The organism is Jiella sonneratiae, from assembly GCF_017353515.1.
Lineage (GTDB): Bacteria > Pseudomonadota > Alphaproteobacteria > Rhizobiales > Rhizobiaceae > Jiella > Jiella sonneratiae.
This window is the reverse complement of sequence record NZ_JAFMPY010000036.1, coordinates 1-25,621: the sequence shown is the minus strand read 5'-3', so window position 1 is coordinate 25,621 and position 25,621 is coordinate 1. Positions and strand designations below refer to the sequence as shown.

Sequence of the window (25,621 nt, the reverse complement as noted above, 5' to 3'; positions counted from 1 at the left end):
TCTCACCCTTCGGCCCGTCCTTCAATCAACCTTTCAAAGGAGAAATCCCATGACCACGCTTGAAACCACCCTCCCCCTCAACTGTCTGATCGCCGGAAAGGCCAACGTCCGGCGCACCGCTCGCATGGAGGGTATCGACGCGCTCGCCGCCTCGATTGCCGCCCATGGCCTGCAGCAGAACCTCGTCGTGCGGCCCGCCGAGGACGGCAGCCGTCACGAAGTCGTCGCCGGAAACCGTCGTCTTGCCGCCCTCAAGCGGCTCGCCAAGCAAAAGCGGATCGCCCGCAATGCGCCGATCCCCTGCAAGGTTCTGAACGAGGATGACGACGCCACGGAAATCTCGCTCGCCGAGAACGCCATGCGCGCCGACATGCATCCCGACGACCAGTGCGAGGCCTTCCGCACCCTGATCGACGAGCACGGCATGGGCATCGAAGCGGTTGCCGCCCGCTTCGGCGTCACCCCCGCCGTGGTGCAGCGCCGCCTGAAAATCGCCCATGTTTCGCCGAAGCTGCGCGCCCTCTATCGCAAGGGCACGCTGTCGCTCGAACAGATGATGGCCTTCGCCCTCGTCGACGATCATCGGGCGCAGGAAGACGTCTGGACGAGCCTGCCGACCTGGAGCCGCCATCCGCGCGACATCCGGGCCGCTCTCACCGCCGAAACCCTGCCCGCCACCCACCGGCTGGCGCTGTTCGTCGGCATCGAAGATTATGTCGCGGCGGGCGGGGCGGTCATCCGCGATCTGTTCGACGAGGCGAATGACGGCTATCTCACCGACCGCGCCCTGTTGATGCGGCTTGCCGACGCAAAACTCGCCGAAGCCGTGACCGCCGTTGAGGCCGAGGGCTGGAAATGGGTGAAGGCCGAGCCGGAACCGGATTACACAGTCCATTACGACCATCTCCCTGCCCTGCCCATCGATGAGGATGCGGATACGGGCGAGGAGGACGATGAAGCCGAGGAGCGCTATGCTCCCGAGGACGTGGCCCGCGCGGGCGTCGTGCTGCGCATCGGCCATGACGGCGGTCTTGTCGTCCGGCGCGGTCTCGTCCATCCCCACGACCGGGAGCCGGAAGCAGCAGACGGCAACGCACCCGCCAAGGCGAAGCGCAAGCTGCAACCCGGCGAACTGCCCGCCCGGCTGGTCGAGGAACTGACCGCCCACCGCACCGCCGCCTTGCGGCTGGAACTGGCGAGCCATCCCCTGACCGCGCTTGCCGCGACGGTCGAGGCGCTGGCCCTGTCCTTGCTGTACGCGCCGTGGGAGGCCGCTACATCGAGCCTTGCCCTCAAAGCCTCAAGCGAGGATTTGGCCCGCCACACCGAGGCGACCGGCGACTGCGATGCGCATCGGCAATTCGCGCAGATGCGCGAATACTGGGGCGACCGCCTGCCCGGAGACCCGCGTGACCTCTTCGCATGGTGCCTTGGCCAGACGCAGGAGGTGCTGCTCGATCTGCTCGCCTTCCTCGCCGGCTTGTCCGTCAACGCGGTTCAAGCCAAGCATGACTGGCAGGACAGCCCGCGCCTTATTCATGCCGACCGGCTGGCCGCAACGCTCAGTCTGAACATGGCGGAGCACTATACGCCGAGCGTTGACGGCTTCTACGGCAAGCTCACCAAGGCAACACTCATTGCCATCACTGCCGAGGCCAAGGCTCCCATCGCGGTGCGGCTTTCGGAACTCAAGAAGGAAGAGGCGGCGCGCCGGACCCACAAGGCGATGCAGGCCTGCCCCGGCTGGCTGCCCGCGCCGCTGCGTTCGCCCCGGAGCGAAGCCGCCGCGCAGGCGGCGTAAAGCGGGGTATCGCTGGCCGCCTCCCCGGCCCGGACATGTCCGGGCCGGGGCTTTTTGCCGCCGTTGTCAAAGGGGCGGCCGGGGCCGCCGTGATCGTGGAGAGGCCTCAACCAACCCCTCCCGGCAGCGCGCCTCGACGATGCCGCCCAAGATCAGCCATTCCAGCAGTCGCCGGATCAGGCTGATCCTGACCTTGGCCGCCTTGGACGAACCGGCGGCCTGGATGGCGGCGCGCTGCCACTGCCCGATCAATTCCGGGGTCAGCCCGCGCACCGAACCCAAGCCGCGCCTTTCGCACCAGTGAAAGAACCGGCCTGCCGCCGTTGCATATTGGCGGGCGGTCGGAACCGTCTGCAGCTCGGTATGAAAGAAGGCGACATAGCGCTGGCGCGCGTCCTCGCCGGCGGCGGCGACGCTGTGCGGTACGCGCGGCGTGAAATGCGCCCGCCGCGGCTGGCGCGTCGTGCGCTCCTCCCCGCTTTGCCGCAGCCGCGCCTGAAACCCGCTATGGGCGGCCTCTATTTCGCCAAGCTCCGCCAGCACCGCCGCTTTGTCACCCCCCGCCGCCAGCGCCTGCAGCCGCAGTTGCGCCTCGACGATCGCCAGCAGGCTCTCGCTTTGCAGCTCGCACAGCCGCAAAAACACCGATGCGGTGATATCTTCGATCTGCGGTGAAATCCCCTCCATGGCCGCCAGCCTGTCCGGGCCTGAGGCCTGCAGCAAGGCAAACCGCACATCCACCTTGAAAGGCTCGCTACTATCCGACAAGGCGTGGCGTCTTGGCCGCAAGCCGCCGGGTCTCACGCGCCCCATGGGGTGGGGCGCGGCCGGAGTGTGCCTTGGAGGATAGCCGCAAGCGCAAGCATGTTTCCATGTATGCAAGTAACCATGCTTCCATGGAAACATGGAAGCATGGTTACTTGGCGTTTTGATACGCTTCCCACATGCGCAGAAACAATTGCGACTTCGCCCCATGCTGGAAGTCGAATTGCTGTCCGGCCTCGGCACTGAATGCCAGAAACACGTCTTCCGGCACCTGGACCTGCAGGGGGCGGTTTTTCACGGCTTTGTCGCGGGGCAGGTTCTTGGTGTTGGCCGGGGCTTCCGATCGTGCAGGCGGCTGGCCTTTGCCTTTGCTCTTCAGGGCGGTGATGTCGGCCATTATGCCGCCTCCCGCGCGGCGAGATGCGCCACGGCATCGACCAGGCTTTGCGCCAGTAGATCGGCCTTCTTTGCCAAGGTGGCGAACGGCGCTTCGCTCACGGCGCGACCCGCATCATGGGCCTTGCTGTAGGCGGTACGCACAGGCAGCTCACCATCGAGCACCCGGTAGCCTGCCCGCGTGATGTAATCACGCGCGCCGCTGGTTTCGGTTTCCGAATCCGTCACCTTGACCATCGCAAAAGCGATGCGCTCGATCGGGATGCCTTCGCTCAGCAGATCATGCGCCAGCAGAATCGACGGGTTTAGATCATCGAGACCCTGCGACGTTGGAATAACGATCAGATCGGCCGCTTTGGCGATGGTGGTCGTGTCGCGCGACGCATGAGGGGCGCCGTCGAAGATGTAGATGTCGTATTGATCGGCCTCTTTCAGTGCCGTGCGCACCGAGCTGAATGTCTCAATACGGATCTCCGGCTCGATGCCCGCCTGCGCCCGGCGCTTGGCCCATTCGTAAGACGTGCCTTGCTGGATATCGACATCGGCAATTTTCACCGACGCGCCCCCCGCTGCAATCTCGCGGGCGAGCAGGCGCGCCAGCGTCGATTTCCCGACCCCGCCTTTTTGCGAAACAAATCCGATAATGTAAGCCATCTCTCCCCCTTTCGTTGTTTCCATGGAAGCATGACACCATCGAACCATGTTCCCATGCAAACCCTTCGCGAAGCCTGCGCTGGTTCTGGTGGTGAATGCCCGGGACTGTGGCATGGAACCAACAAACCATGCCAGCATGTAACCATGATCCCATGGAAGCATGGTTACATGCTGGCGGCTACCCGAAGCCATGGCTCAGGCTTTAGAGGAGGCGGCGAAATGGCAAGACCTTTTTGGATAAGCCACTGGAATCAATCGTTTCGTATCGGAGGGGCGACCACAGTTTTCAGGCGGGCGTCCCAGCGTCCCCGAGCTCAAGCTCCATCTGGACGAACTGCTTTTGCTTGTAATGGTAACGCCGGGTCTTTTTGCGGCCGTGCCCGCGTACCTCTTCTTCCCAGCTAAGCAGGCCGCCGGCATGCACCATATCGTCAAACGCTTTACGGCAATACGCCCGAAAATCCCGGCGTGAAGCGGCGGTTTCGTCCTCCGCCCAGAGATCGCGGCCGACCAGTGCCGAAAGCATGGCCTCATCGACCCAGTTATGGTTGGGCAAGCTGTCGATGTACGGCCAGAACGACTTGGCATAGTCCGATTTCAGCTCGAACTGCACGTCAGCATTCAAGCTGACCAATCGCAGCCGCGCCATGCTCTCCGTAGCCCATTGACCGTACGTAATATAAACCGATGAATCGAGTTTTGCGCCTTCGGCCTCAAAACTATGAATAATATGTTTGCCGCTATGGGGCGTATCCGGCTGCCTGCCTTCGCTGATTGTTTTAACGATGGACTCGACGTTTCCTTCGTAAATAGTGATAACCACCTGCATGATTTCTTCCACCGTCAACGCAAGGCTGGCGACATTGTTGGCATGTTCTGTCAGGTTAAGCGCCCCGATCAGCTCTCGCCACGTCGTTGTCACCTGAAACCGTGTGGTGCGGCCGATCGGAGAATCCGGGTCGTTCTCCACCACCCGCTGAAACGGCAGCCGGAAGATCGCGTACAACGCGTCGCGATGTTGCGAACCGAGCTCCCGGCCATGAACCCGGACCACGGAATGTCCAGGCACGACATAGAGCCGCTGGAAGCCGCTATCGGTTATCAACCCCCGCCGTTTGGGCGCGAAGGCCGAGGTTCGCGCCAGCCGCGCCGGAACTTTCGCAGGTTTGCGCCTGCCTTTGCGATTGCGCAAACGATCGATACGGCGCTGATCCGACGGGCTGAGGGACTTGATGGGCATCTGCCGACCCTACAAGACCATGCGGAACAGCGCCAACATATTCGGGAACAGACAACGCAGATACCGGAACAGCGGCCACATTTTTTTCCTTGCAATCCGGCACTTATCCGGCTTTCGGCCGCGAATCGCACCGCTGTGGATATCGTGAAAACTCGGATCGTCGGACGCGGAGGGGCGGCCACATATGCGGGAGGGGCGGCCACAAAACCGGGAGGGGCGGCCACAAATACCGGAACGGCGGCCACAAGGAGAGCCAGTTTCACAAGGGATTCCAGCCGCTTGGCATGCCCTAAAGACTTACTTAAAGACTTATTAAAGACTTAGAAAGACGCTACAATATGGATAAAGCGGCACAAAACCCGGCGGCCTTCAGCCGCCTAAAAGCATCGCCTACGGCGATTGGTCTGAAAAGCGTGCCTTCGGCACTGGTTTCTGCTCATAGATGCCCCTCGCGCCTCACGGCGCGACCCGCAAACCCCCACCCAAGGGGCGCTTCGCGCCCCGCTCGGCAGGGAAAAGGGTGAGGTAGCGAGGTCAGCGGCCCATGCCAAAAGCTAGCGGGGTGGAGAGGACGGAAAAAAGGCGAATAGCCCCCGTTTTTGCCTCGCTGGAGCGCGGCAGCAGGTCGGGTGCGGGGGAGGGTGGCATAACGGCCGGGTTTCGCTTCCTGGGGCAATTACGGGCATTTTCGCAAAGGGCCGGTTCCGCCGCGCGATCTACAGCCGAAGAAAAAGCCGCCCGGCCGGAAGGGCGCGGGCGGCGCAAAGCATCAGGATAGCTCCGGCGACGGGCGTATCCTATGCTGTTCAGTATAAGTCTCATTTATTAATTCATTATTAAGATTCATCCTTTCAAAATTAATCAAATATGAACCAATTTTACTTATTCTGACCTTGCACCGCGCCCATTTCAACGAGGCGCGGGCGAGGGAGGATACCAAATGGCGCCGCCGCAAGACCGCGCAGGCGATACGACGCCCCCGGCCGACGACCGTTCAACGCGCGCCGCCGCAGATGCGGCGCGTGGACGGCAAGGGCAGGAGACCGGCACCGCGGCCGATGAGCGCCGTGAAGCGCTGATGCGTGGCATCACCGCCGAGCTCGCCGCCTTGCAGGACCAGCTTCATGCGCTCGGCCATGCCGAGGCGGTTTCCCCCCAGCGCGGTGCGCTTGAGCAGCGCGCCGGAGAGCTGGAGGCTTTGCGCGAACGCCTCGGAAACGCCCGCTCCCCGGCCGAGATCGCGCTCTTGCGCCATCAGGTGAGCGAGACCCTGCGCGGCGCCGCCGAAACCATGCAGAACGCCCAGAGCGTTTCGGGTTTTGCCATTTCCTCGCACCAGCTCGCCGAAGCCGTCTATCATGCCCGCCTCGACACGATCGCGCACAGCATGCAGGGCATCATGCGCCAGGACGCCCAGGGCTTTGCCGAGGCCGACAGCGCCGCTCGCCGTTACGGCGTCGACGGCACGCCCTTCCGGCAGGCCCGTGCTGCCTTCACCGCCATCGCCGCCGAGAACCGGCAGAAGGGCGATCGGGTCGGCGGCATCGTCACCGATGCGATCAGCGCCCAGAACACCGCCGATTACTGGGCTAAAATCGCTCGCGAATCCGGCGACGAGGACGCCCGCCGCAAGGCCGAACACTACCAGAAGCTCGCCGAACAGGCCGAGCAGCAGGCGCGCGAGGCAGTCAAGGCCGAGGTCACGCACGAGCTGGATCGGGATATCGCCCGCGGCGAGCGTCCCGCCTTCACCGACAAGAAGCAGCGTGCCGCCGTGATCGAAACGCAGACCGACCAGCGTCTGGCAAAGCGCAACAAGGAGGCGATCGACAGAGCGGAGCAGCAAGGTCTGATTTCGCCGGAGCGAGCCGCATCGTTGCGTGGCGAAATGAACGCCAATGCGGGCCGCGCTGCAAGCGGCCTTCGGGAGAATATCTTCAAGGAAATCCGCTCGGAGACGCCCGGCATGGCGGAAAGAGCGCCCCGGGTCTTTCAGGGCGAGAAAGAAGAGGCAGCCGCCGCATCGCAGGGAAGCGGCCCGACTGTCCCGACCCGCTTCGTCGGCCTCGATGAAAAGGCGCAGCAGGAGGCCAAACGCGCCGCCACTCCGGTCGCGCAGGATACCTCCAAGGCCGATCCCGGCGCCAAAGACGCCACCCCGAAGATCACCCCCGTCCAGCTCGCCGAGGCCAAACCCGCCAAAGGCACCAGCGTCAGTATCTGATGGCCTATGCCGGCTCCCCATGTCGATCGTCACGAGCAGTGCGGGTATTGATGGCAAGTCCGCTCTCGCCGCATGGGTGAGAACGCACGGCGTGAGGAGCCATCACCGGCGGCCACGCCGGATTCGCCACAGCCGCACGAGCTGGCGCAGGCTGAAGAAACACAGCACCTCCGGCGAAACGACGATCGCCAGCAGGGCGAAGGCCAGGGCAAGCCCATCCCCGAGGCGCCGCTTCACCACATCCGCGCCGCGTAGGCGCGCTCCTCCGGGCCGGTGGCGGTCTGATAAATCGCCGTCGTGCGCGCCGAGGCATGGCCTAGCCAGCGGGTGGCCAGCGCCGGCGGTACGTTCTTTTCCGCCGCCCGCATGCCGAAGCCGTGCCGCAAACCCTTGGGCGAGGCAGGTGTGCCGCAGATACCGGCCCGCGCCATGAAGGCTTTGATCCGCCGCCAGGCCGTGCTGCGGTGCCAGTGAAAAAATCGCTCCGGCGCGCCCGCCTCGACCGGCAGCGCCAGTAGCGCCTGCACCACCGCCGGCGGCACCGGCACGATCCGGTAATGCAGCCGGCGGCGCTTCAGGGTGCGCAGCGCCAGCTCGCCGCGTTCGGTATCGAGCTGGCCGCGCGTCAGGCTTAGCGCTTCCGATATCCGGCAACCCGTATAGATCAGAACCAACACCAGGGCTTTCGTCGGCACCGGCGCTGTCGCCACGGCCGCCAGCAGCGCCGCGCGCTCCCCGGCCGTCACGTATTTGCGCTTCCCGCAGCCGTCGAACAACTGCCAGCTATCGGCCTTGGGCCATGGCGGCATGCGCTCCTCCGCAACATTATGGGCAAGAGCGTCGCGTCGATATTCGCCGATTTTTTGATTATATAAGCTAAAATTCTGCATTTTTGGGCAATCCTTATGATTTTCTTATATTTTATGTCAGTGTAAATGCAACAAAATTGCCCATAACGTTGCATAAATTCTATCATAGATGCCTAAGCGGTTCTAAGGCATCCTAAAAATGCGGCTTCTCGCAATTGTCACACACAGCGCGGTTATTGCCCTGTATGCCGGAGGAAACATCATTTCCTGGGGAGGACATGCCATGGCTGACGAAAAAGCGCTGACTCAGGAACAGTCCCGGCAGAGGTTCTTCAACGAAATCATCCAGACGACCAACAGGGATCTGGCTAAGGACCGACAGATTTGCGCCAGTCACTTTATCGATAAAATGCAGGCCAAAGCCGAAGCGGCCTATGGTCCCGACAGCTTTCCTGAGGGTTCAGAGTATTGCCTTGCCGCGCTCAAGGAGAGCGTAGATCGCAACCAGACGGGCGCACTCTACCTCAATCTCGGCCTGCAGCAGCTTGAGCAGGGGCAGGAATTCGACGCCTATGCCCATGCCGATATCCTGACCACGGGCAAGCCCGCGCGCCAGAACCCTCCTCCAGTTCAAAAAAACATGGCTGCCATCATGCGGCAGGACGCCAAGGATTTTGCGCGGGCCGAGGCCACTGCCGAGCGCATGGGCATTGATGGGACCGCCTATCGGCAGGCCCGCGCCGCTTTCACCGGGTTGGCCGCCGACGATCGCCGCAAGGGCGCGGCCGCCAATGCCATCGTTACCGAATCCATTGTTGTGCAGAACACCGCCGATTATTGGCAGGCAATTGCCGACAAAGCCCAGATCCAAATGGCTGCTTCCGGCGGCTTCACCGACGATGCCCCGACCACGGTGCCCAATTATATCCTGCGCCATATCCGCGCCGCCGCCGAGCGCGGCGACACGAGCTATGCCGACGCCGCCGGGCGCACCGTACCGCTCACCTGCCCGCAGGCGCTCGATGCCGGTGTCACCTGGGCGACCGCCAATCCCGAGGCCGTCGACCGCCCCGGCTTCACCGACGAGCAAGTCGGCCGCATGGCCAAAGCCTGCTACAATCCCGACATCACCGAAGCGAACATCGCCGCCACCGGCGAAACCATCACCGCCCAGAAGATGGGCCTGATCGCCGGCGAACTCCTCGGCAAGCGCTACCACGACGAACTCAAACGCGCCGCCGCCGATCTGCCCGCCGCTACGGTTCCCGGGCCTTCTTCCAGCGGTGAGCTGACGCCCTCGTCGAATATTCCGATACCGACGCCAAAACCGAAACTCGCCGCGGCGCTGCCATGAGGCCATCATGACCGACTGGTGGCCGAGAAATCCCACTAACAGCGGCTGGTTCGCGGCCTTCACGCCGCACTGGCAGCGGCCGTTCCTGCCGCCGACCTCGGGATGCGGTCGCCTGCGCTTACGGCGGCCCTTGCCGCGCAAGCAGCGGCTCTTCGTCGTCCTGCCCGTCGCCATTCCCATTCTCGCCCATGCGGACCGGATGCTGCCGATCCTCGGCGGGTGGTTGGGGCTTGGCGGATAGGCGGCGCGTTCACGGCTTCGCCGTCGCTCCCCGGAACCTCTAAGCGGGGCTTATTTTGTCCCGCTTTTCGGGGACATTCCCTTGTTCGGCTTCCGCCGGAGGCGAAAAGGCCATTCCCTCGTCCCGGCCTGCCTGTCGGACAGCCATCGCGCGCAGCGTAGGTCAGGGATGCCGCAGGCACCGCCGGGAGGCGGCGCGCAGCGTCCTTGACCGGAGCGAGCACGGTGGCAGGCTGTAGCGGGAAAGGGGCGAGGGTGGAGCGCGGTGTCTTATGCGCCAGGATGCACCGTCGCAGAGGGTGTCGCAGGCTGGGTGCGGCCCTTTGCAGATCTGCCCCCGGTGAAAGTGAGCTGACATGGGTTCAATGGGTTGAACCGATATTTCTCGACAAACATTGCAAAAATGGTATATTATGGCGGTGAAATGGCAGGTTCAGTTTTTCGATGCAGGCGTGCAGGCAGACCTGGAGGCGATGTCTCAGGACATCATGGCGAGCTTTCTGCGCATTGTGCGGCTGATCGAGAGCGAGGGGCTTCATAAGATGCGCGAGCCTTATGTGAAGCACCTTGAAGGGCCGGTCTGGGAAATGCGGATGAAGGGCAAAGATGGCATAGCGCGGGCTGCGTATGTCGCTGCGTCCGGCCGCCGCGTCGTGGTGGTGCATGTGTTCTCGAAGAAGACGCAGAAAACCCCGCGCCGCGAAATCGAAACCGCCTTGCGAAGGGCAAAAGAGGTCATATGACGCGCAAATATATTCCAGTCGAGGAAGTGGCGAAGGAGTGGTTTAAAGACCCGAAATTCGTCGAAGCCTACGATGCGCTTGAGGAAGAATTTGCGATCGCCCAGGCGCTCATCGGCGCACGGGTGACGGCGCAGATGACGCAAGAGCAGGTGGCGGAAAAGATGGGCACCACTCAAGCCGCTGTCGCCCGGCTCGAAAGCGGCCGCAGGATGCCCTCGACCAGTACCCTCAGAAAGTATGCCGACGCGACCGGGACCAAGCTTCGCATCCATTTCGAGCAGCCTTCGTCACCGGCACGCTGACATTATGAAAGCCAATGCCACCAGATCACGCACGACCGACGAGCTGACGCACCTTGATGCCTTTCTCGAAGGCGAAGGGACACGCGAGGCGTTCGAGGCGATCGCCATCAAGGAGATCGGGGCTTGGCAGAACGAGCAGACGGCGGGCAAGAGGCCTAAAAGCGTGTCTGTCCAGACAACCCGCCCTTCTTAATCTGCCGTTCCCGTTCCGGCGCGTCGATCATGGCGTCGATCTACCCCTTTGTGTCGCCGGTCTCGCCGGCGAACTCCTTGCGCCGGTAGTATTTGGCGAGTCCGCAGCGCAGCGGCGCCTGATTGCGTAACAACACGATCTGCTCGTCGGGCAGGCCGCGCGCGTCGACCGCCATGCGCATGATCTCGTCCGGCGTGATCAGCGCGCGGGCGGTGGGGCTGTCGGACTTTCCGGAGACAAGTTCGAACGGGTGCTCGAAGGAGCGCGACCGGCTGGTGATCGTCGTCTCGCCGATCGTCTGCGACAGACGTTCGGCGGTGGAATATTCGCCGATGCCGAAGAAGCTCTTCACCTCGCTGTTTTCCAGCCAGCTGACGAGACCTTCCTTCTGATAGTGCTTCTCGAGCTGGCCGAGGTCCTGGACGATCGCCCAGAGGGTGAGGCCATGGCCGCGGCCGACGTCGCGGGCCGTCTCGAGCAGGCCCATGTAGCGAAGCCGCGGCATCTCATCGAGGAGGAAGAGGGTTCGGGCCTTTCCAGCATTTCTCTGGCCGGCATTGCCCTGGCCGATCTCGTAGGCGGCGTTGAGAAGGGTACCGAGCAGCAGCCGGGCGATCGCCGGATTGGCGTCGAGGTCCTTGACGGGGATCGAGATGAAGACATCCGTCTTGCCGCCGGCGAGATCGTCGCGGGTCAACACCTTGCCGCCGCCGCCCGAGACGAGGCGCGCCATGGGCGGGCCGCTGATGCAGTTGAGGAGGTCCTTGGCGCTGCCGAGCACGCTGCCCCAGAGCCGCTCGCCAAAACCCTGGAAGACGCGGGCATTGGCGGCGGGCACGCCGAAGGCCAGATGATCGCCATGCGCGGCGAGATCAGCGAGCATGCCGCGCAAATCCTCCTGATAGAAATACCGCCGCAGCCGCTCGAGCGTGCGCTCGCTTGCCGGCCAGCGATCGTCGCAGACGACGACCAGCAGGAGCGTCATGATCAGCTCGCGGGCATTCTCCTCGAAGATCTTGTTCTCGCCCTCGGGCGGCTTGCCGTCGGTGAGCCAGCTGACCATGGCGCGGGCATCGTCGATCAGTCGTTCGGAGGTCGGATCGAGCCAGGACAGGACGTTGAGGCTGTCGGTTTGCGGATCGAGCGGATCGAGGACGAAGACCGAGCGGCCCCGTTTGCTCCGGCTCGGACCGCAGAGCCGCGCCAGCTCGCCCTTCGGATCGTGGGCGACGAGGGTTTCCGGCCAGGAGAGGCAGTTCGGAATGGCAATGCTGGTGGTCTTGCCGCTGCCCGATCCGGCGACGGTCAGGAGATGACCGTTCGGCCGGTGTCGCAGCAGCGGCGCGCTGCCTCCGGCCCTTGGATCGCGTACCGCGTCATAGGCTTCGCCGATGACGAGATCGCCATTCTGGAACACCTGCCTTGCCTCACGGAGGCTCATCCAGCGGGCGCTGCCGAGGAGCGTGCCCTTCGCGGTCGCGCTCCGGCGATAGGCGAGCCAGCGCAGCGCCGGGACGAGGGAGGGTCCGAGGATGGCCGCGACGGAGACCGCCAACAGCGGATAGTCGAGATAGGGAAGGACCGCCGCGATGTTCTGGCCGGGCGCCATGGCGAAGGGGCCAACGCGTTGCCATTCCGAGGCCAGCCCGGAATACCCCGCTGCGATGGCGCCGATCGCGGCCAGAAGCGCGATCCAGGGCGGGCCGATGCCGCGTGCGGCGAGCAGCGTCGCCGGGACGAGCAGGGCAGCCGAGGCGGCCACCTGGCCAGTGCGGTAGAAGACGGTCCCGAGCACTAGTTCGCCTCCCCAGTTCCAGGCGAGAAGCCAGAGCCACAGCGGCCAAAGCCAGACGAGGAACTTTGCGAGCTGCAGGCCGAGGCCGATCATCGCGGTCAGGGCGCCTCGCGGATGACGTCGCTGTCGGCGGGGCTGTCTGCTGCCCGGAGCGGCCGCGGCGCGCCGCTTTTCGGGGTCAGGACCCGTAACAGGACCGTCGACGGGTCGGATCGGTTCTGCCGCTTGTAGGGATAGATCGAGCAGGCGAGGCGAAAGCCGATTGGGTAGAGCCCTGGCTGCAGCGTGCTGGTGGCGGACCCGTTGGGCCTGCGATCGTCGGCGGAAACGAGATCGGTGCCGGCGAACGACAGGCTGGCGCGGCACTTGTCGCGATAGCCGGGTGTCAGGTCGAGAAGGAAGCTGTAGGCGCCGGTCTCGCGCGCATTGAAGAAGCCTTCGCCGCGATATTCGAGATCGTTCGAGTTGGCTGCGAAGATGGCCTTGTGATCCTCGATGCCGATGCGGGCGGCGTTTTCAGGAACGAAACGGCCGACGAGCGCAGCGGCACCACCGCGTGGATCGACATTGAACACGCTGACCGTCCAGCCGGTGCAGTATTTGACCGATCCCTGCAGCATGCAGCCAGGTTCGAGCGGCGGCGCGGCTGGGGCGGGATTGGCGATGGCGGGTGCGGCCGCCGTGTTGCCAGAAGATGGACTCTTGCCATCCTTCAAGGCTTCGACCTCGGTCTTGAGACGGTCGAGATCGGTTCTGAGGGCGTCGATCTGCGTCTGCAGGTCGACCTCTGCAAAGACCGGGGCGGAGAACCACAGGGCCACCGTCGCTCCGGCGGAGACAAGGAACCAGCGCGGCAGTCGCATCGAGAACCTCACGGATCTGAAAGAGCAGGGCGAGAGGGTACAAGGATCGACGATCCGTTCGCCACGGGCGGCGGATCGCCGCGCGGCGCCGCGGAGAGGGTACCCGGCATGCCGAGCGGCGGGCGGGCCGGCGTCAGGGTTTCGGCTTGCGAGAGAGCTGCCGGCGCCGGTCTTTGGGCGCCGGCCCGGGTCTCGATGCCGGGGTTCGCGTTCGACGTTGTCGCCTCGTCGATCAGGGACGGCCGGAGCGGCGGGACGAGCCGAGCAGGACGGGGCAGGGCGGAGGCGGTTCCGACGGTCGGACCGGTCGGAATGGGTGGAGGCAAGCCCGGCTGCGAAGTGGTCGAGACATAGCTCGCTTGTCCCAGGGACGGGCTTGCCTGCGGCCAGCGCGGCGGAAACAACAAGACGAGGATCGTCGCCACGACGGCACCGACGCCCAGGCGGCGAAACGGACGGCTTCTCCGCCAGAGATCGAAGACCGCCGAACCATAGGCCGCAGCGCCCGCCATGGCTCAGGCCGGCATGACGGCGATGGCGCCGGCTTCGGTCAGGCCGAGGCGGATCGCCGTCTTGCCGCGATGGCGCTCCTTGAAGGCCATCAGCTCGTCGTCGATCGCGCGGCTGACGATGCGGCTGATCTCGCGGGCATCGGCATCGGTGCGCCTGGCGTCGCGGATGGTGTCGACGAGAATGCGGAAGTCGAGGCCGCCGGGGGCGATCGCCAGCTCGAATTCGGCGGCGTTGCGCTCGATCTGCCCGGCGATCAGCCGGGCGAGATCCTCCTCGCCGAGCGGCAGGAAGGGAAAGACCCGATCGACGCGCGACAGGACCGGCCCCGAGAAATGGCTGGCGAGCGCCCGCTTGCAGGCCTGCGACAGCGCTTCGCGGTCGCCGGCGTAGCTTTTGGCGAGTTCGCCGACCTCGCGCTCTGCGGCGTTGCTGGTGACGATGAAGATGGCGTTGACCGTGGCGATCTTCTCGCCCGTTGAGCTCTCGGTGAGGAAGCCGTCGTTCCAGGCAGAGAGGAATTTTTCCTGAACCTCGCGATGCGCCTTCTCGAATTCGTCGAGGACGACGACGGTGCGGGAGTTGTTGCGCAAGGCGCCGGTGAGGGTGCCATAGCGGTCGGAGCCGACATAGCCAGGCGCCTGGCCGAAGAGACCGGCGGCGGTATGGGGCTCGCTATGCTGGGCCATTTCGACGAAGAGCAGCGTGAATTCGCTCGGCAGGCTCGCCGCGAGCACCTTGGCGAAGTGGGTCTTGCCGGTCGCCGGCGGACCGACGAAGAAGAAGATGCCGAGCGGCACCGAACGTCCGGTGCGCGCGGCCCGGCGCTTGATCTCCCGGGCGACGTCCTCGCACACCGCGTCCTGGCCGAACACTTTGCCCTTGAGCCGGTCGGCGAGCGCCGGCGCATCGATCTCGATCGACAGCGGCCCGGAGGGCGGCGCGGTCTTCAGGGCGTCCCGCAGCGCTTCCCGATTGGTGAGCCGGTCGAGGATATCCATGAGCCAATGCCTTTTTGCGGAAGGAGCCCGTCCGGGGGTACGTGCGACATGGACCACGCAGCCCGTCACCATCAACCACAGGAGGAATGCTGTGAGAAGCAAAATCCAGCTTGCCTGCGTCAGAAGATGCAACAGGAAATAGCCGGCGAGCAGTCCGAGGACGGCGCGTGCGATCAAGCCGGAGGGCAGGAAATCCGGCATGGTCAGCCAATGGGAAGCGAGACGGTTTCGCCGACGGCGAGCGGCGGCAGCGGCACGGCCTTGCCGTTCACCGCGATCGCCATGGTGATGCCGCCGCCGCCATCCGCCGTGCCCCTGACCCTGATGGAATTGTCGCCGTCGACCGGCAGGACGATGCGCGTCGGGGCGGCGGCGAGGGGAATATCGCGGCCGTAGCCGGCGGTTTCGACGCGCACGACATCGCCGTCTTCCTCCTGATCGTCCCAGAGGGTCAGAGCGACGAGGCGCACGGCGCCCTTGTCGAGATCGGTCTTGAGAGCCGCGGCCGCTCCGGCGGACAGGCCGAGGTATGGCAGGGCGGCAGCCGCTTCGGCGGCCGACAGCGGGGCAAGGGCGAAAGGCCGGGCGGCGTCAAAGGCGTCCGTCCTGGCCTGTGCCGCCTGAGCGCTGAGACCCGGATCGCCGCCGGCAAGGCCGAGACCGGTCTGAAGCGCGGCGAGAAGCTTGTCGGGCGTGGCGCCGGCGAAAGCCGCGCCGAGGGCGATGCAGCCGAGAACGAGCGCGGTTCCCGCCAGACCGCGCCAGCGGGAGCGGGACGGCGGCCGCTCGGCGGGCGAGCGCCCCGCCCGCGGTGGAGATGCGCGTTCATGCTGACGCGGAGCCGGCATGACGACAATCTCCGGCTACAGTTCGGGTTCGAGATCGGGCGCCCCGTCGGGCACGCTATTGGGAGACCTGTCGGCTTCTGCCTTCGGCTGTTTCGGCTTCCGGACGGATGCTGCGTCGGCGTCGGGCTTCGCCGGCAGGGTCGACCAGATATTGGTTTCCTGCGCCTCGGTGACGGCGCGGCCGAACCAGGGCTCCTCGACCACCTTGTGGCGGATGTCGTGGGTCGCCTCGGCGCCGAGCTCCCAGGCGACATCGAAGGCCTGTTCGAGGCCCCGGCGCAGTCGGCTCTTCTCCTGGGGCTCGGCAGCGGCGTCCTTGCTCTTGTCGTCGGCCATGGGCTTGTCCTCGGCGCGGAAAATCGGGGATCGACAGTGTTGTTTAGGGCGGCGTCAGGTGGCGAGCTTGCCGAGGGGCTCGACCCACATGCGGGCGATGACGGCAGCGCCGGGGGCGGGCTTGTCCCAGAGATCGGGGTCGAATTCCTGCAGGGCCTCGACGCGCTGGCGGGCGAGCTCGCCGGCAATCGTATCGAGCCCTTCGCCTTCCATGTGGATGAGGCTGTAGGTGGTGATGAGGGAGAGGTGCTCAGTTCCGAGGGTGTCGATCTCGCCCAGATGAAAATACGGCAGCGTCTTGACCCGGCGCTGCGGCAGGCCTCCGGCCTGGCGCTCGCGCCAGCGGCAGGTAAACATCCAGGACCCCGGCCGGTTTGCCGCGCGGATCATCTCGGTGGCGGCATAGCTTCTCCGATGCTTCGGGTCGTTGACGGCCTCGCTCTCCTCGAAGCTCGGGGGGCTGCCGCCCGCATATCGATTCGTGAAGCTGAAATCCTCTCGCATCGTCATGATCCGGCCTCATGCTCGGGGTCGGGCCATCCCGGCCCGAGAGGTTTGAGGCCCATGCGGGGCCCGTGACGGACGATGCGGGCGACCAGCTCGGCACCGGTGGCGGCGGGGCTGGTCTGCTCGGCCTGGGCCCGGGCACGCTCGCGCACGCCGTTGCGATGGCGGACGCCAACCCAGCGGCGCCAGGCGTCGATCGTTTCCATCAGTTTGGACTTGGCGACGGCATCGCGCAGATCGGCGGCGCGGGCAGCCATCCATTTGGCCGCGCCGAGTTTTGGCTGCGGCTCGCGATTGAGCGCCTCGGCCTTGGCGAAATCCCCCTCAGCCATGGCCTCCTCGCGCTGGGCCGCGAGGGTGCGGTGGTCGATACGGGCGTCGGAGCCGGCCTCGGCGAGCGAGGCGTTGGCATGCTTGGCCCAGGCCTTGCGCCAGTCGGCCAGCGTGTTGGTGCCGACAGTGAAGGTCTCGGCCTCTTTAGTGGCGAAGGCTGCGTTCCACTCGCGGACCTTCTTGCCGAACCCCTCCGGGCCGACGGCGCGCATGGTCAGCATGACATGAGCGTGGATGGCGGGCTTGCCGTTGCCGGTGCGGCCCATGTGGAGAGCGATGTCGGCGATCATGCCGCGGCGGACGAACTGGTCGGTGACGAAGGCGACGACGAGGGCGCGCTGCTCCTCGAGGGTCTCGAGCTCATGGGGGACAGCGAACATCAACTCGCGGGCGAGTTGGGCGTCCTTGCGCTTCTCGGTGGCCTCGACCTCGTTCCAGAGAGTCTGGCGATCGGCGAGGCGGTCAGGGGCGCCCTTGGGAAGCAGGATCTCGGCATGGACGACACCGCCCCGGCGGGTGTAGTCGAAGGTGGCGTCGACACGGTCGTCGTGGAGGCATGCCCCGGCGCGATAGGCGGCAGCGGCGACGGCGGATTGGCCTTTGGATCGGGCGACGATCTTGGCCGAGAGGACGTAGATGGCCACCCTGTGCGCTCCCTTGGCTCAACTCTCCGGTTTGTTGCGGTAAGGCTCTAATGGCGCGTTTATACATTGCCTGCGGCAACGTACGCTAGCTTGCGACTCAATGCAACTGGAAAGCGATTAAAGAAGGAAGAAACTTATAGTTCGCGGGAGCCTTCAGACGTGGGTGGTAGAAGGATGTGGACGCGCGTTAGATGGTCAAGTTCTGCTAGGCCAAAATGGCTAGAGATGGTCATAGGAGCTTTGCCGACATCACTAATTGGCCTTCAGGTACAAGACCATATCTCGATTGATCGCAGGCATGACTTTATCCGCAAGTCTTGCGTCGCGGATGCTGCTGCAAATGAAAGCGCTCGATTGCCCGAAGGTCTGGTCGGTCTTTCGCATACCGCATCCAAACGTCTGGGTTGTTAGCCCTACTGAAAGGCCGAGAACAAGCGTTATCTCGACACGGCTAGCAAGGTGAGTTGCATCGAAGGCACACCGAAAAGCCCTCCTACGCCCGCTAAGCGTGAACCGCGACCGCCTGGAAATCGGTGGTGCGGTGGTGCGACGCACGTGTGTAGCGTGTCTTCGTTTATCAGAAAAGGGCTAACGGGGCACGATCGTCGTTGCCGCGCCTGTCACTGCGCGACCGGACTTCCCATCATGTAACAAGCACTGTAAGCTCGTAGGGGGATATAACCAGCTATGTAACTCCCGAGCGTGACATAGGGACACTATGAAAACTCAGATTGACGGCCGACTTTATCAAATCTTCGTCAGCTCAACTACCCGAGATCTAGCTGCTCATCGACAGGCCGTAGTTGAGGTTATTAATGGGCAAAATAATATCCCCATTAATATGGAGACATTTGCAGCAAGTTCTCAAAAAAATGTTTCATATATTGCCGACAAGGTTCGAAAATCAGACATTTTGGTACTAATAATTGGTACATTCATCGGCGGAGTTGTCAAAGAGTGCGGCAGGATTAGTTTTACAGAGTACGAATACAATATAGCACAAGCCGCCGGGGTTAAATGTATTGCCTTTATTGCAGATGACGAAGACTTTGAAAAATCAAACACAGACAAACGACTTACCCGCTTTATCACAAGAATTAAAACTCAAGGAACCTTCTACCGTCATTTTAGCATGGCAAAGCCCGAAAGTCTCGCAGTTGTTGTCCAGCAGGGCTTGCAAAGTGAAATCGACGCCCTTCGGGATGTTCCGAAGGGGGGATGGGTTCATTCCAGTCGTTTTGATGAAATCAATACTCTCGGTCACCTCGATCCCGAACAATCGAAAAGTAGGACTTTTACACATATACTTCAAAGACTAAAGGCGTTTGAAGCACTAACCAAAAGATCTAATATAGATTCCGAGATAAAAGCAGCAATTGCTAAAGTATTCTTCGATCGATTTAAGACAAGACTAATTATTGATAAAAAACATAATATATTTATTGAAGCAGGTTCTAGTTGTGATTTTCTGGCAATAGAGTTATTGCATATTCTCGAAACGGACGATGCCTTGCGTAAGGTGCCAGAGATCATCAAAATATATTTGAACGGAGTTTTCGCGAAAATCATATTCGACTTGCGTCGATATCAACTACCTGCTGTGATAGATGTCACTTATCTTCCAAAACCTCCTATATCACCTCAGTATGGGAAAACAATTGGTGTTTTAAAAGACGTACCAGATGTAAATAAGTTAGATTATGATAGTAATGCGTTGAGGAAAGACGCAGATGACGGCATAAATTTGGTTACAAATAAAATCAAGGAATGCTTAGAGCAGCAAGAATCTCTTGGGATAGCGATTATTGCGTTTGGTGGTCTTGATGCAAATGACGGATTTGCCCCTTATATATTAGAGTATAAAAACGTTTTATTTAAGCACGCAATATTTAGAACGAAAACGAATAAAATTATCCTGCAGACATCGGGAAAAATCAATTTTCGCCCTACGCGCAGTGATGCTTACTATCGAGTATTTGATTCAAAAATGTGGGAAGAGATACTGTTGTCACAGCCGGTGTGTTTTGTGAGCGGTGGATACCTAGAGGATAAATGCAAAAACTTTCATGAGTTTTTGAAAAAAAGGGGATTTATAATAGAACCGTTTGAATCAGGGGAGATATGGACATATGTGGCTTATAACAATTTGTTTAGAGATTCCGCATTATAAGATAAATCTTCGGCCTTCTTTAGTTGCTCGGGCGTGACGATAACGACGGGACCGTAACTGCCGTCTTCACAATATGCGGGCGGCTTGACAAACTCAGATTGAACGCCAAGGCCGTCGCCGATTAATTTGAGACAAGACGCTAATCCGTCGGTGCATGACACGACATAGTGACCTTGATCGGAACGAACACCGGTTTTAATTATTTCGCTGTAAAGCAATGCAAGTCGCTTCGTCGGGGACATTTGCGATATTATATTTTTATTGATTAGAGGCATTCGAGAATCCAATATTTGACAATTAAAAACATAAGTATATCGACAGAGACTATATTATATATCAAATTGGGTTGCTACTAAAATCGTATCGATTGTTAAAAGCCAGCTCGTATATGGCTTAGTAGACCGGGATGGCTTGGACTGATTGGCGCGTTGGAGTGTTTTTAGGGTAAGCGTTGGGCAGGATGGAGATTTTGAAATACCTCCCCAACGCCCCTGTTTCGTGATTCCATGGCCTTGGGAGCGATGAGGAGGTCGGGATGCGCGGACAGCCGTGTTTTGGAATATCGACGAGTGTCACGGGCGTTTGAGTGAGGCTGGCGATCCGTTGGAAAAGCTGAATGCGATCGTGCAGTGTGAGGTGTACTCGCTTGTCAAAGCGCGGAAGCGATCCATTGGATCGCAGGGCGGCAGGCCGCCCTACGATTCTGTGTTGATGTTCAAGGTCTTTGTTCTGCAGGCGCTGTACGATCGTTCGGACGATCAGGCCGAGTTTCAGATCCAGGACCGCCTGTCGTTCATGCGCTTTCTCGGTCTCGGGCTCGCCGACAAGGTGCCGGACGGCAAGACGGTTTGGTTGTTCCGAGAGCAGCTGGCCGAAGCCAGAGCGATCAAGACCCTGTTCGCGCGCTTCGACAAACATCTCGCCAAGGCGTGGCTATCTGGCGATGGGCGGCCAGATCGTGGATGCGACTGCCGTCGCTCCTCCTGGTTGGGCAGCGCGAGAAACATGCTGCACATGTTTCTATATATGATAATGTCCTTTATTCCTCTGTCGCTTGAGACGCCGCGTCTTTGACGATCGCCTCGACCAGCCGCGCGACGCCGCGTCGCACGTCGCGGTCAGAGATCGTCGCGAAGGCGTTGTTGAGCTCGAGACCTTCAGGAGACTGGACGAAGGACGCTAGCCCGCCGTCGTCGATTTTTGAGGCGGCCGCATCGTTGAAGAGTGCGCTGGGGTGCAGGTCGAAGACGTCCGCCACCTTCTGCAGCCGGCTGATGCTGATCTGGTTCGTTCCGTTTTCGTATTTCTGCACCTGTTGAAAGCTCACGCCGAGCGAGCGCGCCAGAGCGGTCTGGCTCATGCCGTGCGCAAGCCGGTGCATACGAATACGGCCTCCGACCGCCGCGTCGATCGTGTTGCCAGTCTTTGTCTTCGCCATAACCCCGCTCCCAGCCAAACGGGATGCTAGCCGGGTGGCCCTCTTGATGGCAACCGAGACGTGTCAGTTGTGGCCGGTGAAGGATGGCATGCCGCTTGTCGTCGATTGCTGCCCCTCGGCAGGGTCGTGTCTGCCCGCCGGCATCCGTCCGTCCACGCCCGGCCCGCACCAGACCGTGTTGGGCAGGACTGCCGGATTGAAGCCGGTGTGCGCCTTCTCCCGTGCCCGTCAGGGCAAAGAGCAATCAACGGGAGACTTCTCCATGACCCTCCTCACCAACGCCCAACGCGCGACCATGCTCGAGAACGGCCGTCGCTCCGCTGCCGGCCAGGACATCGACCCCTTGCCGGTGGTGAAGCTGTTCACGCCGGATGCCAATGCGACTTGGCTCTTGAGCGAACTCGATCCGGAAGATCCCGATATCGCCTTCGGACTTTGCGATCTCGGCCTGCAGTGCCCGGAGCTCGGCTCGGTGCGGATCTCGGAAATCGCCAGCATCCGCGGCAAGCTCGGGCTGCCGGTGGAGCGCGATCGGCACTTCACCGCCGACAAACCGTTGTCAGCCTATGCGGAAGCGGCGCGCCAGGCCGGAGCCATCCGGACGTGACCGGAGGCCGCGCGCGCGGCCTTCCCATGGACACCGTATGCATGTCGCATCGACCATTGCAGCGAGCCCACCCGCCCAGGTTCCCCGCCGCTTCCCCACGTCAATGCTCCGGCTCTGCCCTCGAGCCACGGGTCTCGCGGGCTTGCTGCGCAACCGGGCCTCCCGCATGGCCATGGGGGCCCGCGCGGCGGTGACAGCCTGTAGGCCCGCTGGTTTGCCCTGCGGGCGCGGTCAGGCCATTCTGACCGGACCTCAACCAGTCTCGGCGGGCCCGCAAGCCGTCAACCCATGCTGGCGTGGCTAAGGCGTTGAAGCCGAATACAATGAAAGTGTTTCAAGAACGAGCTTCGATCCGTCTGCCTGAAACTTGAAACATGCGCGAAACTTGCGCCGGCGCAAAAAACAGGATGACACCCCCGAAAAATCGGCTAAGCTTTTGTTATCGAACCATTTGTTGGACAGCCATAGGGTGGGGAACTATGCTGCGAATGATCGAAGCTCAGGCCAAGGCTCTGGTCGAGAAGATGGAGCACCTGGAAGACCGTGAACTGGTACATGAGGCGCAAAACCTTTACGCGACCATCGTTTCAGCGATCCGGGTGACCGAGAAGCGCGCGCAGCGCGACCTTAAAGGCGCAAACTCGCAAACATCCCAACAAGGCGTCGCCATCTGAAACAGAATGCGCAATTCTGTTTTAGATTTGATCGGATAGTGGCTTCCAACCCATCACGGTCATTTGCAACATAGGCAACGCTCTTACGAAATGGTGCCCTTGTCTGGCTTTGGGTCTCTTTCGATGATCTATGAGATTTCAGCCATATGATCAGAGACTTAGTCACACAAATTGTAAGTGAGCATGACAGAAAGCTCCTCCGCAACCGCAAAGACATCGTTCGTTTCGGCCCCGGACACATCGCTCAGCGACCAGGATCGCCTGCAAGCCTTACAACGATCGGGCTTGATGGATTCGGCTCCCGAGGAGGTCTTCGACCGGACTGTCAGTCTTGCCAGCCGCTTGTTGAAGGCCCCCGTGAGCTTGCTGTCGCTCGTCGACACTGAAAGACAGTTTTTCAAAGCGCAGACGGGGTTGGCCGGCTCGGCCGCAGAAGCGCGAGAAACACCGCTTTCGCATTCGTTCTGTCAGCACGTCGTTCAGCAGAACGCCCCCTTGCGGATGTCGGACGCTCGAACAGATCCCCGAGTCAAAGACAATCTCGCGATCCGCGATCTGAATGTCGTTGCCTATCTCGGTGTACCGGTGCGTGCGCCGGGCGGAGAAGTACTTGGTTCTCTCTGCGCGATCATGCCCGAGCCTCGAGAATGGACGGATGATGACCTTACCAATCTCACGGATATCGCCCTTCTCGTGGAAAGTGAAATCGCTTTGCGCGAAAGCCTTGTGCATGTGGAGCAGGAGAGGACGTTTTTTCGAGACGTGATCGACCAGCTGCCGATCGGTGTTGTCATTGCAAAAGTCCCCTCCGCTGCAATCGTGATGACCAACAATGTTGGCCTTTCGCTCGTCAACGAAGAGGTCTCGGCTGAGAAAGCTCAAGATTATCGAGGATTAGGCGCACAGCACCATAACGGCGCGCGCTACAAACCGGCTGAATATCCTCTTGTCCGTACTGTCGTAGAGGGAGAGGTCGTCCTCAATGAACCGATGCTATATCGGCGTGGCGACGGCGCTCTCGTCGAGTTTGAGGTCAGCTCTAGGCGCGTCGGAGAAGACCAGCGAACAGCGGTTGCCACCTTCGTCGACGTGACCGATCGCAAGCAGGCCGAAACCTCAGCTAATGAGGCGCGGGCTCAGCTTCTGAAAGTCCTGGAAGCAACCAGTGATCCCATCCTGTTTCTGAAGCAGGACTGGACGATCACCTACGCAAACAAGGCTTTCACCAAAAACTTTGCTGGCGGTCGTGACCTCAGCGGCGAAACGGTATGGAAGGCCTTTCCGGGTTGGAAGGGAAACCCGCTTTGGCATGCGTTTCACGATGCCGTAGAAAACGATGTGATGGAAACGGCGGAGCTGTTCCTGGAGAAGACCAACCAACGTTATGAGGCGCGTGCTTTCCCGAGTGAGGAAGATCTCACGGTCTTTTTCCGCGATGTCACGGCTGAGCGACAGGTCGTCGAAACCCGTCAGCTGCTCGTTCGCGAGCTAAACCATCGCGTCAAAAACCTGTTCGCGGTTGTCTCCGGCATGATCGGCATGACCGCGCGCCACACACGTACCCCTGCCGAAATGGCTAAGGCGTTACGAGGTCGGGTCAGTGCTTTGGCGCAAGCCCATGAACTCATCCGTCCAGCAGTGACGCAGGAAGAGATCGGTCAGCCGGATGTCTCCCTTCAAAATCTCGTCGCGTCTCTGATCGAACCGCATCTCACCCATGAGAATGACCAGATAACGATCGAAGGTCCCGCAATCTCACTTGGAGCGAACGGATCTACCAATCTTGCGATGGTCCTTCATGAACTGGCGACGAACGCGGCGAAATACGGTGCGCTTTCCGCTCCGCAGGGACGTCTTGTCGTGCGCTGGTCGGTAAGAGCTGACGTCGCCTACCTGACATGGACCGAAAGCGGTGGCCCTCCGGTCGAACACGAACAATCCACCTCCGGCTTTGGCTCAACCCTCATTGACATGAGTGTCAGAAGCCAGCTGCGTGGCACGGTCGATCTCGATTGGCGCCAGGAAGGGCTGGTAGTCGAACTCTGTTTACCTTTGTCTCGTTTGCAGGCCTAATCACGTACAATGACTCTCTCCAATCACCCCCTCGCAGATCAGATTGTTCTGATCGCGGAAGACGAGATGTTCATCGCTCAAGACATCGCGTTTGCAGTTCAGGATGCAGGAGGAGAAGTCGTTGGGCCATTCTCGACCGTCCAAGAGGCCTTGGACCATCTTGGAAACGAGCCGGTCACGGCCGCCATATTAGATGTCAATCTTCTCGACGGCGACATTACGCCTGTTCTCAAAAGTCTCGTGGAGCTGGAGCGCCCGGTGGTGGTCAACACAGGGACCATACGGCCCTGGGAGATGGAAGGTGAATTTCCGTCTGTTCCTATATTTTCAAAGACAACAGACCCAGAAATTCTGATTGAAGAACTAACGAGACAGATCAAACCACAGATGACGACGTAGAATACATTGAGTTCTCCCTAGATCGGACTAATCAGCAGGTTCTCCCCAATTGGGTCATGCAAACGCTCGATTTTGAAACACTTTCATCGTATTCTGTTTCAGCCGCGCGAACGAAAGCGCCATGCCAGTGACCTTTCTCCTTAGGCGTAGCCGCGGCGCTCCTTCACCCGGCGAAGCCGACCATACTCCCTCACGGCCGCGTCGGCCGTTTCAAAGAATTGCCGCATCACTCGCCCGCCGCGGCCGATCCGGCCATACTCGCGCGTGAGAGCATAGCCGCCAAACAGCGTCGGTTCGATCGCCAGGATATAGAACCGCGACATGCGACGCTCGGGATTGATCCGGCAGAGATAAAGCCGCGGCGGCAGGGAGGCGGCCAGGCTGTCCAGAAGGTCGAGCTGCACCGTCATGGCCGTAACCGCCCAATCGTCTGATTGCTGACGTTGAACGAGCGGGCGATCGACATGTGCGGCTCGCCATTGGCCTTGCGTTCGAGCGCTTCGGCCTTTTGCGCCGGCGTCAGCTTTGGGCGCCGCCCCATCTTCACGCCGCGCGCCTTAGCGCGGGCGCGGCCTTCGGCCGTGCGGGTCTTGATCAGATCCCGCTCAACGTCGGCGAGACCGCCAAGGATGGCCAGCATGAGGCGGCCGGTGCTGTCATCGGTATCGGCCCAGGGTTGGGCAAGCGAGCGGAACCGCGCGC

The 25,621-nt window shown here is 61.5% G+C and carries 28 protein-coding genes; 13 read left to right on the top strand and 15 right to left on the bottom strand.

The genetic code is table 11. The annotated features are described in order from the left end of the window. The first annotated feature begins 49 nt into the window (after positions 1-49). Complete coding sequence (locus J1C47_RS21815; RefSeq protein WP_207352925.1) at positions 50-1,801, top strand: ParB/RepB/Spo0J family partition protein; 1,752 nt, start codon at positions 50-52, stop codon at positions 1,799-1,801. A gap of 66 nt (positions 1,802-1,867) precedes the next feature. Here the strand turns inward: J1C47_RS21815 and J1C47_RS21810 are convergent, their stop codons facing one another. From J1C47_RS21810 to J1C47_RS21795, 4 genes are all read right to left on the bottom strand, one after another. After that, positions 1,868-2,569, bottom strand: coding sequence for a hypothetical protein (locus J1C47_RS21810; RefSeq protein WP_207352924.1), 702 nt, complete (start codon positions 2,567-2,569; stop codon positions 1,868-1,870). A 148-nt stretch (positions 2,570-2,717) separates the two neighbouring features. Continuing rightward, positions 2,718-2,963, bottom strand: a complete 246-nt coding sequence (locus J1C47_RS21805; protein ID WP_207352923.1) for a hypothetical protein — start codon at positions 2,961-2,963, stop codon at positions 2,718-2,720. Continuing rightward, complete coding sequence (locus J1C47_RS21800) at positions 2,963-3,616, bottom strand: ParA family protein (RefSeq protein ID WP_207352922.1); 654 nt, start codon at positions 3,614-3,616, stop codon at positions 2,963-2,965. The genes J1C47_RS21805 and J1C47_RS21800 overlap by 1 nt, the downstream gene beginning before the upstream one ends. 286 nt (positions 3,617-3,902) lie before the next feature. Beyond that, complete coding sequence (locus tag J1C47_RS21795) at positions 3,903-4,856, bottom strand: hypothetical protein (RefSeq protein ID WP_207352921.1); 954 nt, start codon at positions 4,854-4,856, stop codon at positions 3,903-3,905. Positions 4,857-5,796: 940 nt separating this feature from the next. On the opposite strand from J1C47_RS21795, the gene J1C47_RS21790 reads away from it, so the two are divergent. Beyond that, entirely contained in the window at positions 5,797-7,080 is a 1,284-nt protein-coding gene (locus tag J1C47_RS21790) for a hypothetical protein (RefSeq protein ID WP_207352920.1), read from the top strand. A gap of 233 nt (positions 7,081-7,313) precedes the next feature. On the opposite strand, the gene J1C47_RS21785 is transcribed toward J1C47_RS21790, so the two are convergent. Next, positions 7,314-7,970, bottom strand: coding sequence for a tyrosine-type recombinase/integrase (locus J1C47_RS21785; protein ID WP_207352919.1), 657 nt, complete (start codon positions 7,968-7,970; stop codon positions 7,314-7,316). 202 nt (positions 7,971-8,172) lie between these two features. On the opposite strand from J1C47_RS21785, the gene J1C47_RS21780 reads away from it, so the two are divergent. From J1C47_RS21780 to J1C47_RS21760, 5 genes are all read left to right on the top strand, one after another. Beyond that, complete coding sequence (locus J1C47_RS21780) at positions 8,173-9,243, top strand: hypothetical protein (protein ID WP_207352918.1); 1,071 nt, start codon at positions 8,173-8,175, stop codon at positions 9,241-9,243. Between the two features lie 7 nt (positions 9,244-9,250). Further along, positions 9,251-9,484, top strand: a complete 234-nt coding sequence (locus tag J1C47_RS21775; RefSeq protein WP_207352917.1) for a hypothetical protein — start codon at positions 9,251-9,253, stop codon at positions 9,482-9,484. A gap of 412 nt (positions 9,485-9,896) precedes the next feature. Continuing rightward, complete coding sequence (locus J1C47_RS21770; RefSeq protein WP_207352916.1) at positions 9,897-10,226, top strand: type II toxin-antitoxin system RelE/ParE family toxin; 330 nt, start codon at positions 9,897-9,899, stop codon at positions 10,224-10,226. Then, positions 10,223-10,528 (top strand): helix-turn-helix domain-containing protein, encoded by a 306-nt coding sequence (locus J1C47_RS21765; protein WP_207352915.1) that lies wholly within the window; start codon positions 10,223-10,225, stop codon positions 10,526-10,528. Before J1C47_RS21770 ends, J1C47_RS21765 begins: the two co-directional genes overlap by 4 nt. Before the next feature lie 4 nt (positions 10,529-10,532). Then, positions 10,533-10,721 (top strand): hypothetical protein, encoded by a 189-nt coding sequence (locus J1C47_RS21760; RefSeq protein WP_207352914.1) that lies wholly within the window; start codon positions 10,533-10,535, stop codon positions 10,719-10,721. A gap of 40 nt (positions 10,722-10,761) precedes the next feature. Here J1C47_RS21760 and J1C47_RS21755 read toward each other — a convergent pair whose 3' ends face one another. The 7 genes from J1C47_RS21755 to mobQ form a co-directional block, all read right to left on the bottom strand. Further along, positions 10,762-12,609 (bottom strand): type IV secretory system conjugative DNA transfer family protein, encoded by a 1,848-nt coding sequence (locus J1C47_RS21755; protein WP_207352913.1) that lies wholly within the window; start codon positions 12,607-12,609, stop codon positions 10,762-10,764. 5 nt (positions 12,610-12,614) lie between these two features. Further along, the gene (locus J1C47_RS21750) at positions 12,615-13,379 is read right to left on the bottom strand and encodes a hypothetical protein (RefSeq protein ID WP_207352912.1); all 765 of its coding nucleotides are present in this window, start codon (positions 13,377-13,379) and stop codon (positions 12,615-12,617) included. A gap of 515 nt (positions 13,380-13,894) precedes the next feature. Beyond that, a complete protein-coding gene (locus J1C47_RS21745; RefSeq protein WP_207352911.1) occupies positions 13,895-14,890 on the bottom strand; it encodes an AAA family ATPase in 996 nt (331 codons plus the stop codon). Between the two features lie 203 nt (positions 14,891-15,093). Then, positions 15,094-15,738 (bottom strand): hypothetical protein, encoded by a 645-nt coding sequence (locus J1C47_RS21740; RefSeq protein ID WP_207352910.1) that lies wholly within the window; start codon positions 15,736-15,738, stop codon positions 15,094-15,096. A gap of 15 nt (positions 15,739-15,753) precedes the next feature. Next, positions 15,754-16,074, bottom strand: a complete 321-nt coding sequence (locus J1C47_RS21735) for a hypothetical protein (RefSeq protein WP_207352909.1) — start codon at positions 16,072-16,074, stop codon at positions 15,754-15,756. Between the two features lie 54 nt (positions 16,075-16,128). Next, a complete protein-coding gene (locus tag J1C47_RS21730; protein ID WP_207352908.1) occupies positions 16,129-16,584 on the bottom strand; it encodes a hypothetical protein in 456 nt (151 codons plus the stop codon). Next, positions 16,581-17,558, bottom strand: a complete 978-nt coding sequence (gene mobQ / locus J1C47_RS21725) for a MobQ family relaxase (RefSeq protein ID WP_207352907.1) — start codon at positions 17,556-17,558, stop codon at positions 16,581-16,583. The genes J1C47_RS21730 and mobQ overlap by 4 nt, the downstream gene beginning before the upstream one ends. A 718-nt stretch (positions 17,559-18,276) precedes the next feature. Between mobQ and J1C47_RS21720 the strand changes: the two genes are divergently transcribed. Next, positions 18,277-19,728, top strand: coding sequence for a DUF4062 domain-containing protein (locus J1C47_RS21720; protein WP_207352906.1), 1,452 nt, complete (start codon positions 18,277-18,279; stop codon positions 19,726-19,728). 549 nt (positions 19,729-20,277) lie between these two features. Beyond that, positions 20,278-20,802 carry a transposase gene (locus J1C47_RS24275; RefSeq protein WP_483423416.1) on the top strand — a complete coding sequence of 175 codons (525 nt, stop codon included), beginning with the start codon at positions 20,278-20,280 and terminating at the stop codon, positions 20,800-20,802. Here J1C47_RS24275 and J1C47_RS21710 read toward each other — a convergent pair. Continuing rightward, positions 20,768-21,166, bottom strand: coding sequence for a helix-turn-helix domain-containing protein (locus J1C47_RS21710; RefSeq protein ID WP_207352905.1), 399 nt, complete (start codon positions 21,164-21,166; stop codon positions 20,768-20,770). The two genes, J1C47_RS24275 and J1C47_RS21710, sit on opposite strands and share 35 nt — an antisense overlap. 262 nt (positions 21,167-21,428) lie before the next feature. Between J1C47_RS21710 and J1C47_RS21705 the strand changes: the two genes are divergently transcribed. From J1C47_RS21705 to J1C47_RS21690, 4 genes are all read left to right on the top strand, one after another. Further along, on the top strand, positions 21,429-21,773 hold the full coding sequence (locus tag J1C47_RS21705; RefSeq protein WP_207352904.1) for a DUF2958 domain-containing protein: 345 nt from the start codon (positions 21,429-21,431) through the stop codon (positions 21,771-21,773). A gap of 488 nt (positions 21,774-22,261) precedes the next feature. Continuing rightward, positions 22,262-22,447 carry a hypothetical protein gene (locus tag J1C47_RS21700; RefSeq protein ID WP_207352903.1) on the top strand — a complete coding sequence of 62 codons (186 nt, stop codon included), beginning with the start codon at positions 22,262-22,264 and terminating at the stop codon, positions 22,445-22,447. A gap of 183 nt (positions 22,448-22,630) precedes the next feature. Continuing rightward, the gene (locus J1C47_RS21695) at positions 22,631-24,520 is read left to right on the top strand and encodes an HWE histidine kinase domain-containing protein (protein WP_245396741.1); all 1,890 of its coding nucleotides are present in this window, start codon (positions 22,631-22,633) and stop codon (positions 24,518-24,520) included. Positions 24,521-24,586: 66 nt separating this feature from the next. Then, complete coding sequence (locus tag J1C47_RS21690) at positions 24,587-24,919, top strand: response regulator (RefSeq protein ID WP_207352901.1); 333 nt, start codon at positions 24,587-24,589, stop codon at positions 24,917-24,919. A 140-nt stretch (positions 24,920-25,059) separates the two neighbouring features. On the opposite strand, the gene J1C47_RS21685 is transcribed toward J1C47_RS21690, so the two are convergent. Both J1C47_RS21685 and J1C47_RS21680 read right to left on the bottom strand, forming a co-directional pair. Beyond that, positions 25,060-25,329 carry a WGR domain-containing protein gene (locus tag J1C47_RS21685; protein ID WP_207352900.1) on the bottom strand — a complete coding sequence of 90 codons (270 nt, stop codon included), beginning with the start codon at positions 25,327-25,329 and terminating at the stop codon, positions 25,060-25,062. Continuing rightward, positions 25,326-25,621: recombinase family protein (locus J1C47_RS21680; RefSeq protein ID WP_207352899.1), on the bottom strand; the 296-nt coding region annotated here is incomplete at its 5' end. The genes J1C47_RS21680 and J1C47_RS21685, both read right to left, overlap by 4 nt.

Excerpts from the sequence above, each read along its gene's own strand:
- J1C47_RS21795 (WP_207352921.1), bottom strand. The coding sequence starts at position 4,856 with ATGCCCATCAAGTCCCTCAGCCCGTCGGATCAGCGCCGTATCGATCGT.
- J1C47_RS21755 (WP_207352913.1), bottom strand. The coding sequence starts at position 12,609 with ATGATCGGCCTCGGCCTGCAGCTCGCAAAGTTCCTCGTCTGGCTTTGG.
- J1C47_RS21700 (WP_207352903.1), top strand. The coding sequence starts at position 22,262 with ATGATCGAAGCTCAGGCCAAGGCTCTGGTCGAGAAGATGGAGCACCTG.
- J1C47_RS21760 (WP_207352914.1), top strand. The coding sequence starts at position 10,533 with ATGAAAGCCAATGCCACCAGATCACGCACGACCGACGAGCTGACGCAC.
- J1C47_RS21710 (WP_207352905.1), bottom strand. The coding sequence starts at position 21,166 with ATGGCGAAGACAAAGACTGGCAACACGATCGACGCGGCGGTCGGAGGC.
- J1C47_RS21770 (WP_207352916.1), top strand. The coding sequence starts at position 9,897 with ATGGCGGTGAAATGGCAGGTTCAGTTTTTCGATGCAGGCGTGCAGGCA.
- J1C47_RS21790 (WP_207352920.1), top strand. The coding sequence starts at position 5,797 with ATGGCGCCGCCGCAAGACCGCGCAGGCGATACGACGCCCCCGGCCGAC.
- J1C47_RS21685 (WP_207352900.1), bottom strand. The coding sequence starts at position 25,329 with ATGACGGTGCAGCTCGACCTTCTGGACAGCCTGGCCGCCTCCCTGCCG.
- J1C47_RS21800 (WP_207352922.1), bottom strand. The coding sequence starts at position 3,616 with ATGGCTTACATTATCGGATTTGTTTCGCAAAAAGGCGGGGTCGGGAAA.
- J1C47_RS21805 (WP_207352923.1), bottom strand. The coding sequence starts at position 2,963 with ATGGCCGACATCACCGCCCTGAAGAGCAAAGGCAAAGGCCAGCCGCCT.
- J1C47_RS21745 (WP_207352911.1), bottom strand. The coding sequence starts at position 14,890 with ATGGATATCCTCGACCGGCTCACCAATCGGGAAGCGCTGCGGGACGCC.
- J1C47_RS21740 (WP_207352910.1), bottom strand. The coding sequence starts at position 15,738 with ATGCCGGCTCCGCGTCAGCATGAACGCGCATCTCCACCGCGGGCGGGG.
- J1C47_RS21815 (WP_207352925.1), top strand. The coding sequence starts at position 50 with ATGACCACGCTTGAAACCACCCTCCCCCTCAACTGTCTGATCGCCGGA.
- J1C47_RS21705 (WP_207352904.1), top strand. The coding sequence starts at position 21,429 with ATGACCCTCCTCACCAACGCCCAACGCGCGACCATGCTCGAGAACGGC.
- J1C47_RS21690 (WP_207352901.1), top strand. The coding sequence starts at position 24,587 with ATGTTCATCGCTCAAGACATCGCGTTTGCAGTTCAGGATGCAGGAGGA.
- J1C47_RS21750 (WP_207352912.1), bottom strand. The coding sequence starts at position 13,379 with ATGCGACTGCCGCGCTGGTTCCTTGTCTCCGCCGGAGCGACGGTGGCC.
- J1C47_RS21735 (WP_207352909.1), bottom strand. The coding sequence starts at position 16,074 with ATGGCCGACGACAAGAGCAAGGACGCCGCTGCCGAGCCCCAGGAGAAG.
- J1C47_RS21775 (WP_207352917.1), top strand. The coding sequence starts at position 9,251 with ATGACCGACTGGTGGCCGAGAAATCCCACTAACAGCGGCTGGTTCGCG.
- J1C47_RS21695 (WP_245396741.1), top strand. The coding sequence starts at position 22,631 with ATGACAGAAAGCTCCTCCGCAACCGCAAAGACATCGTTCGTTTCGGCC.
- J1C47_RS21785 (WP_207352919.1), bottom strand. The coding sequence starts at position 7,970 with ATGCAGAATTTTAGCTTATATAATCAAAAAATCGGCGAATATCGACGC.
- J1C47_RS21720 (WP_207352906.1), top strand. The coding sequence starts at position 18,277 with ATGAAAACTCAGATTGACGGCCGACTTTATCAAATCTTCGTCAGCTCA.
- J1C47_RS21730 (WP_207352908.1), bottom strand. The coding sequence starts at position 16,584 with ATGACGATGCGAGAGGATTTCAGCTTCACGAATCGATATGCGGGCGGC.
- J1C47_RS21765 (WP_207352915.1), top strand. The coding sequence starts at position 10,223 with ATGACGCGCAAATATATTCCAGTCGAGGAAGTGGCGAAGGAGTGGTTT.
- J1C47_RS21780 (WP_207352918.1), top strand. The coding sequence starts at position 8,173 with ATGGCTGACGAAAAAGCGCTGACTCAGGAACAGTCCCGGCAGAGGTTC.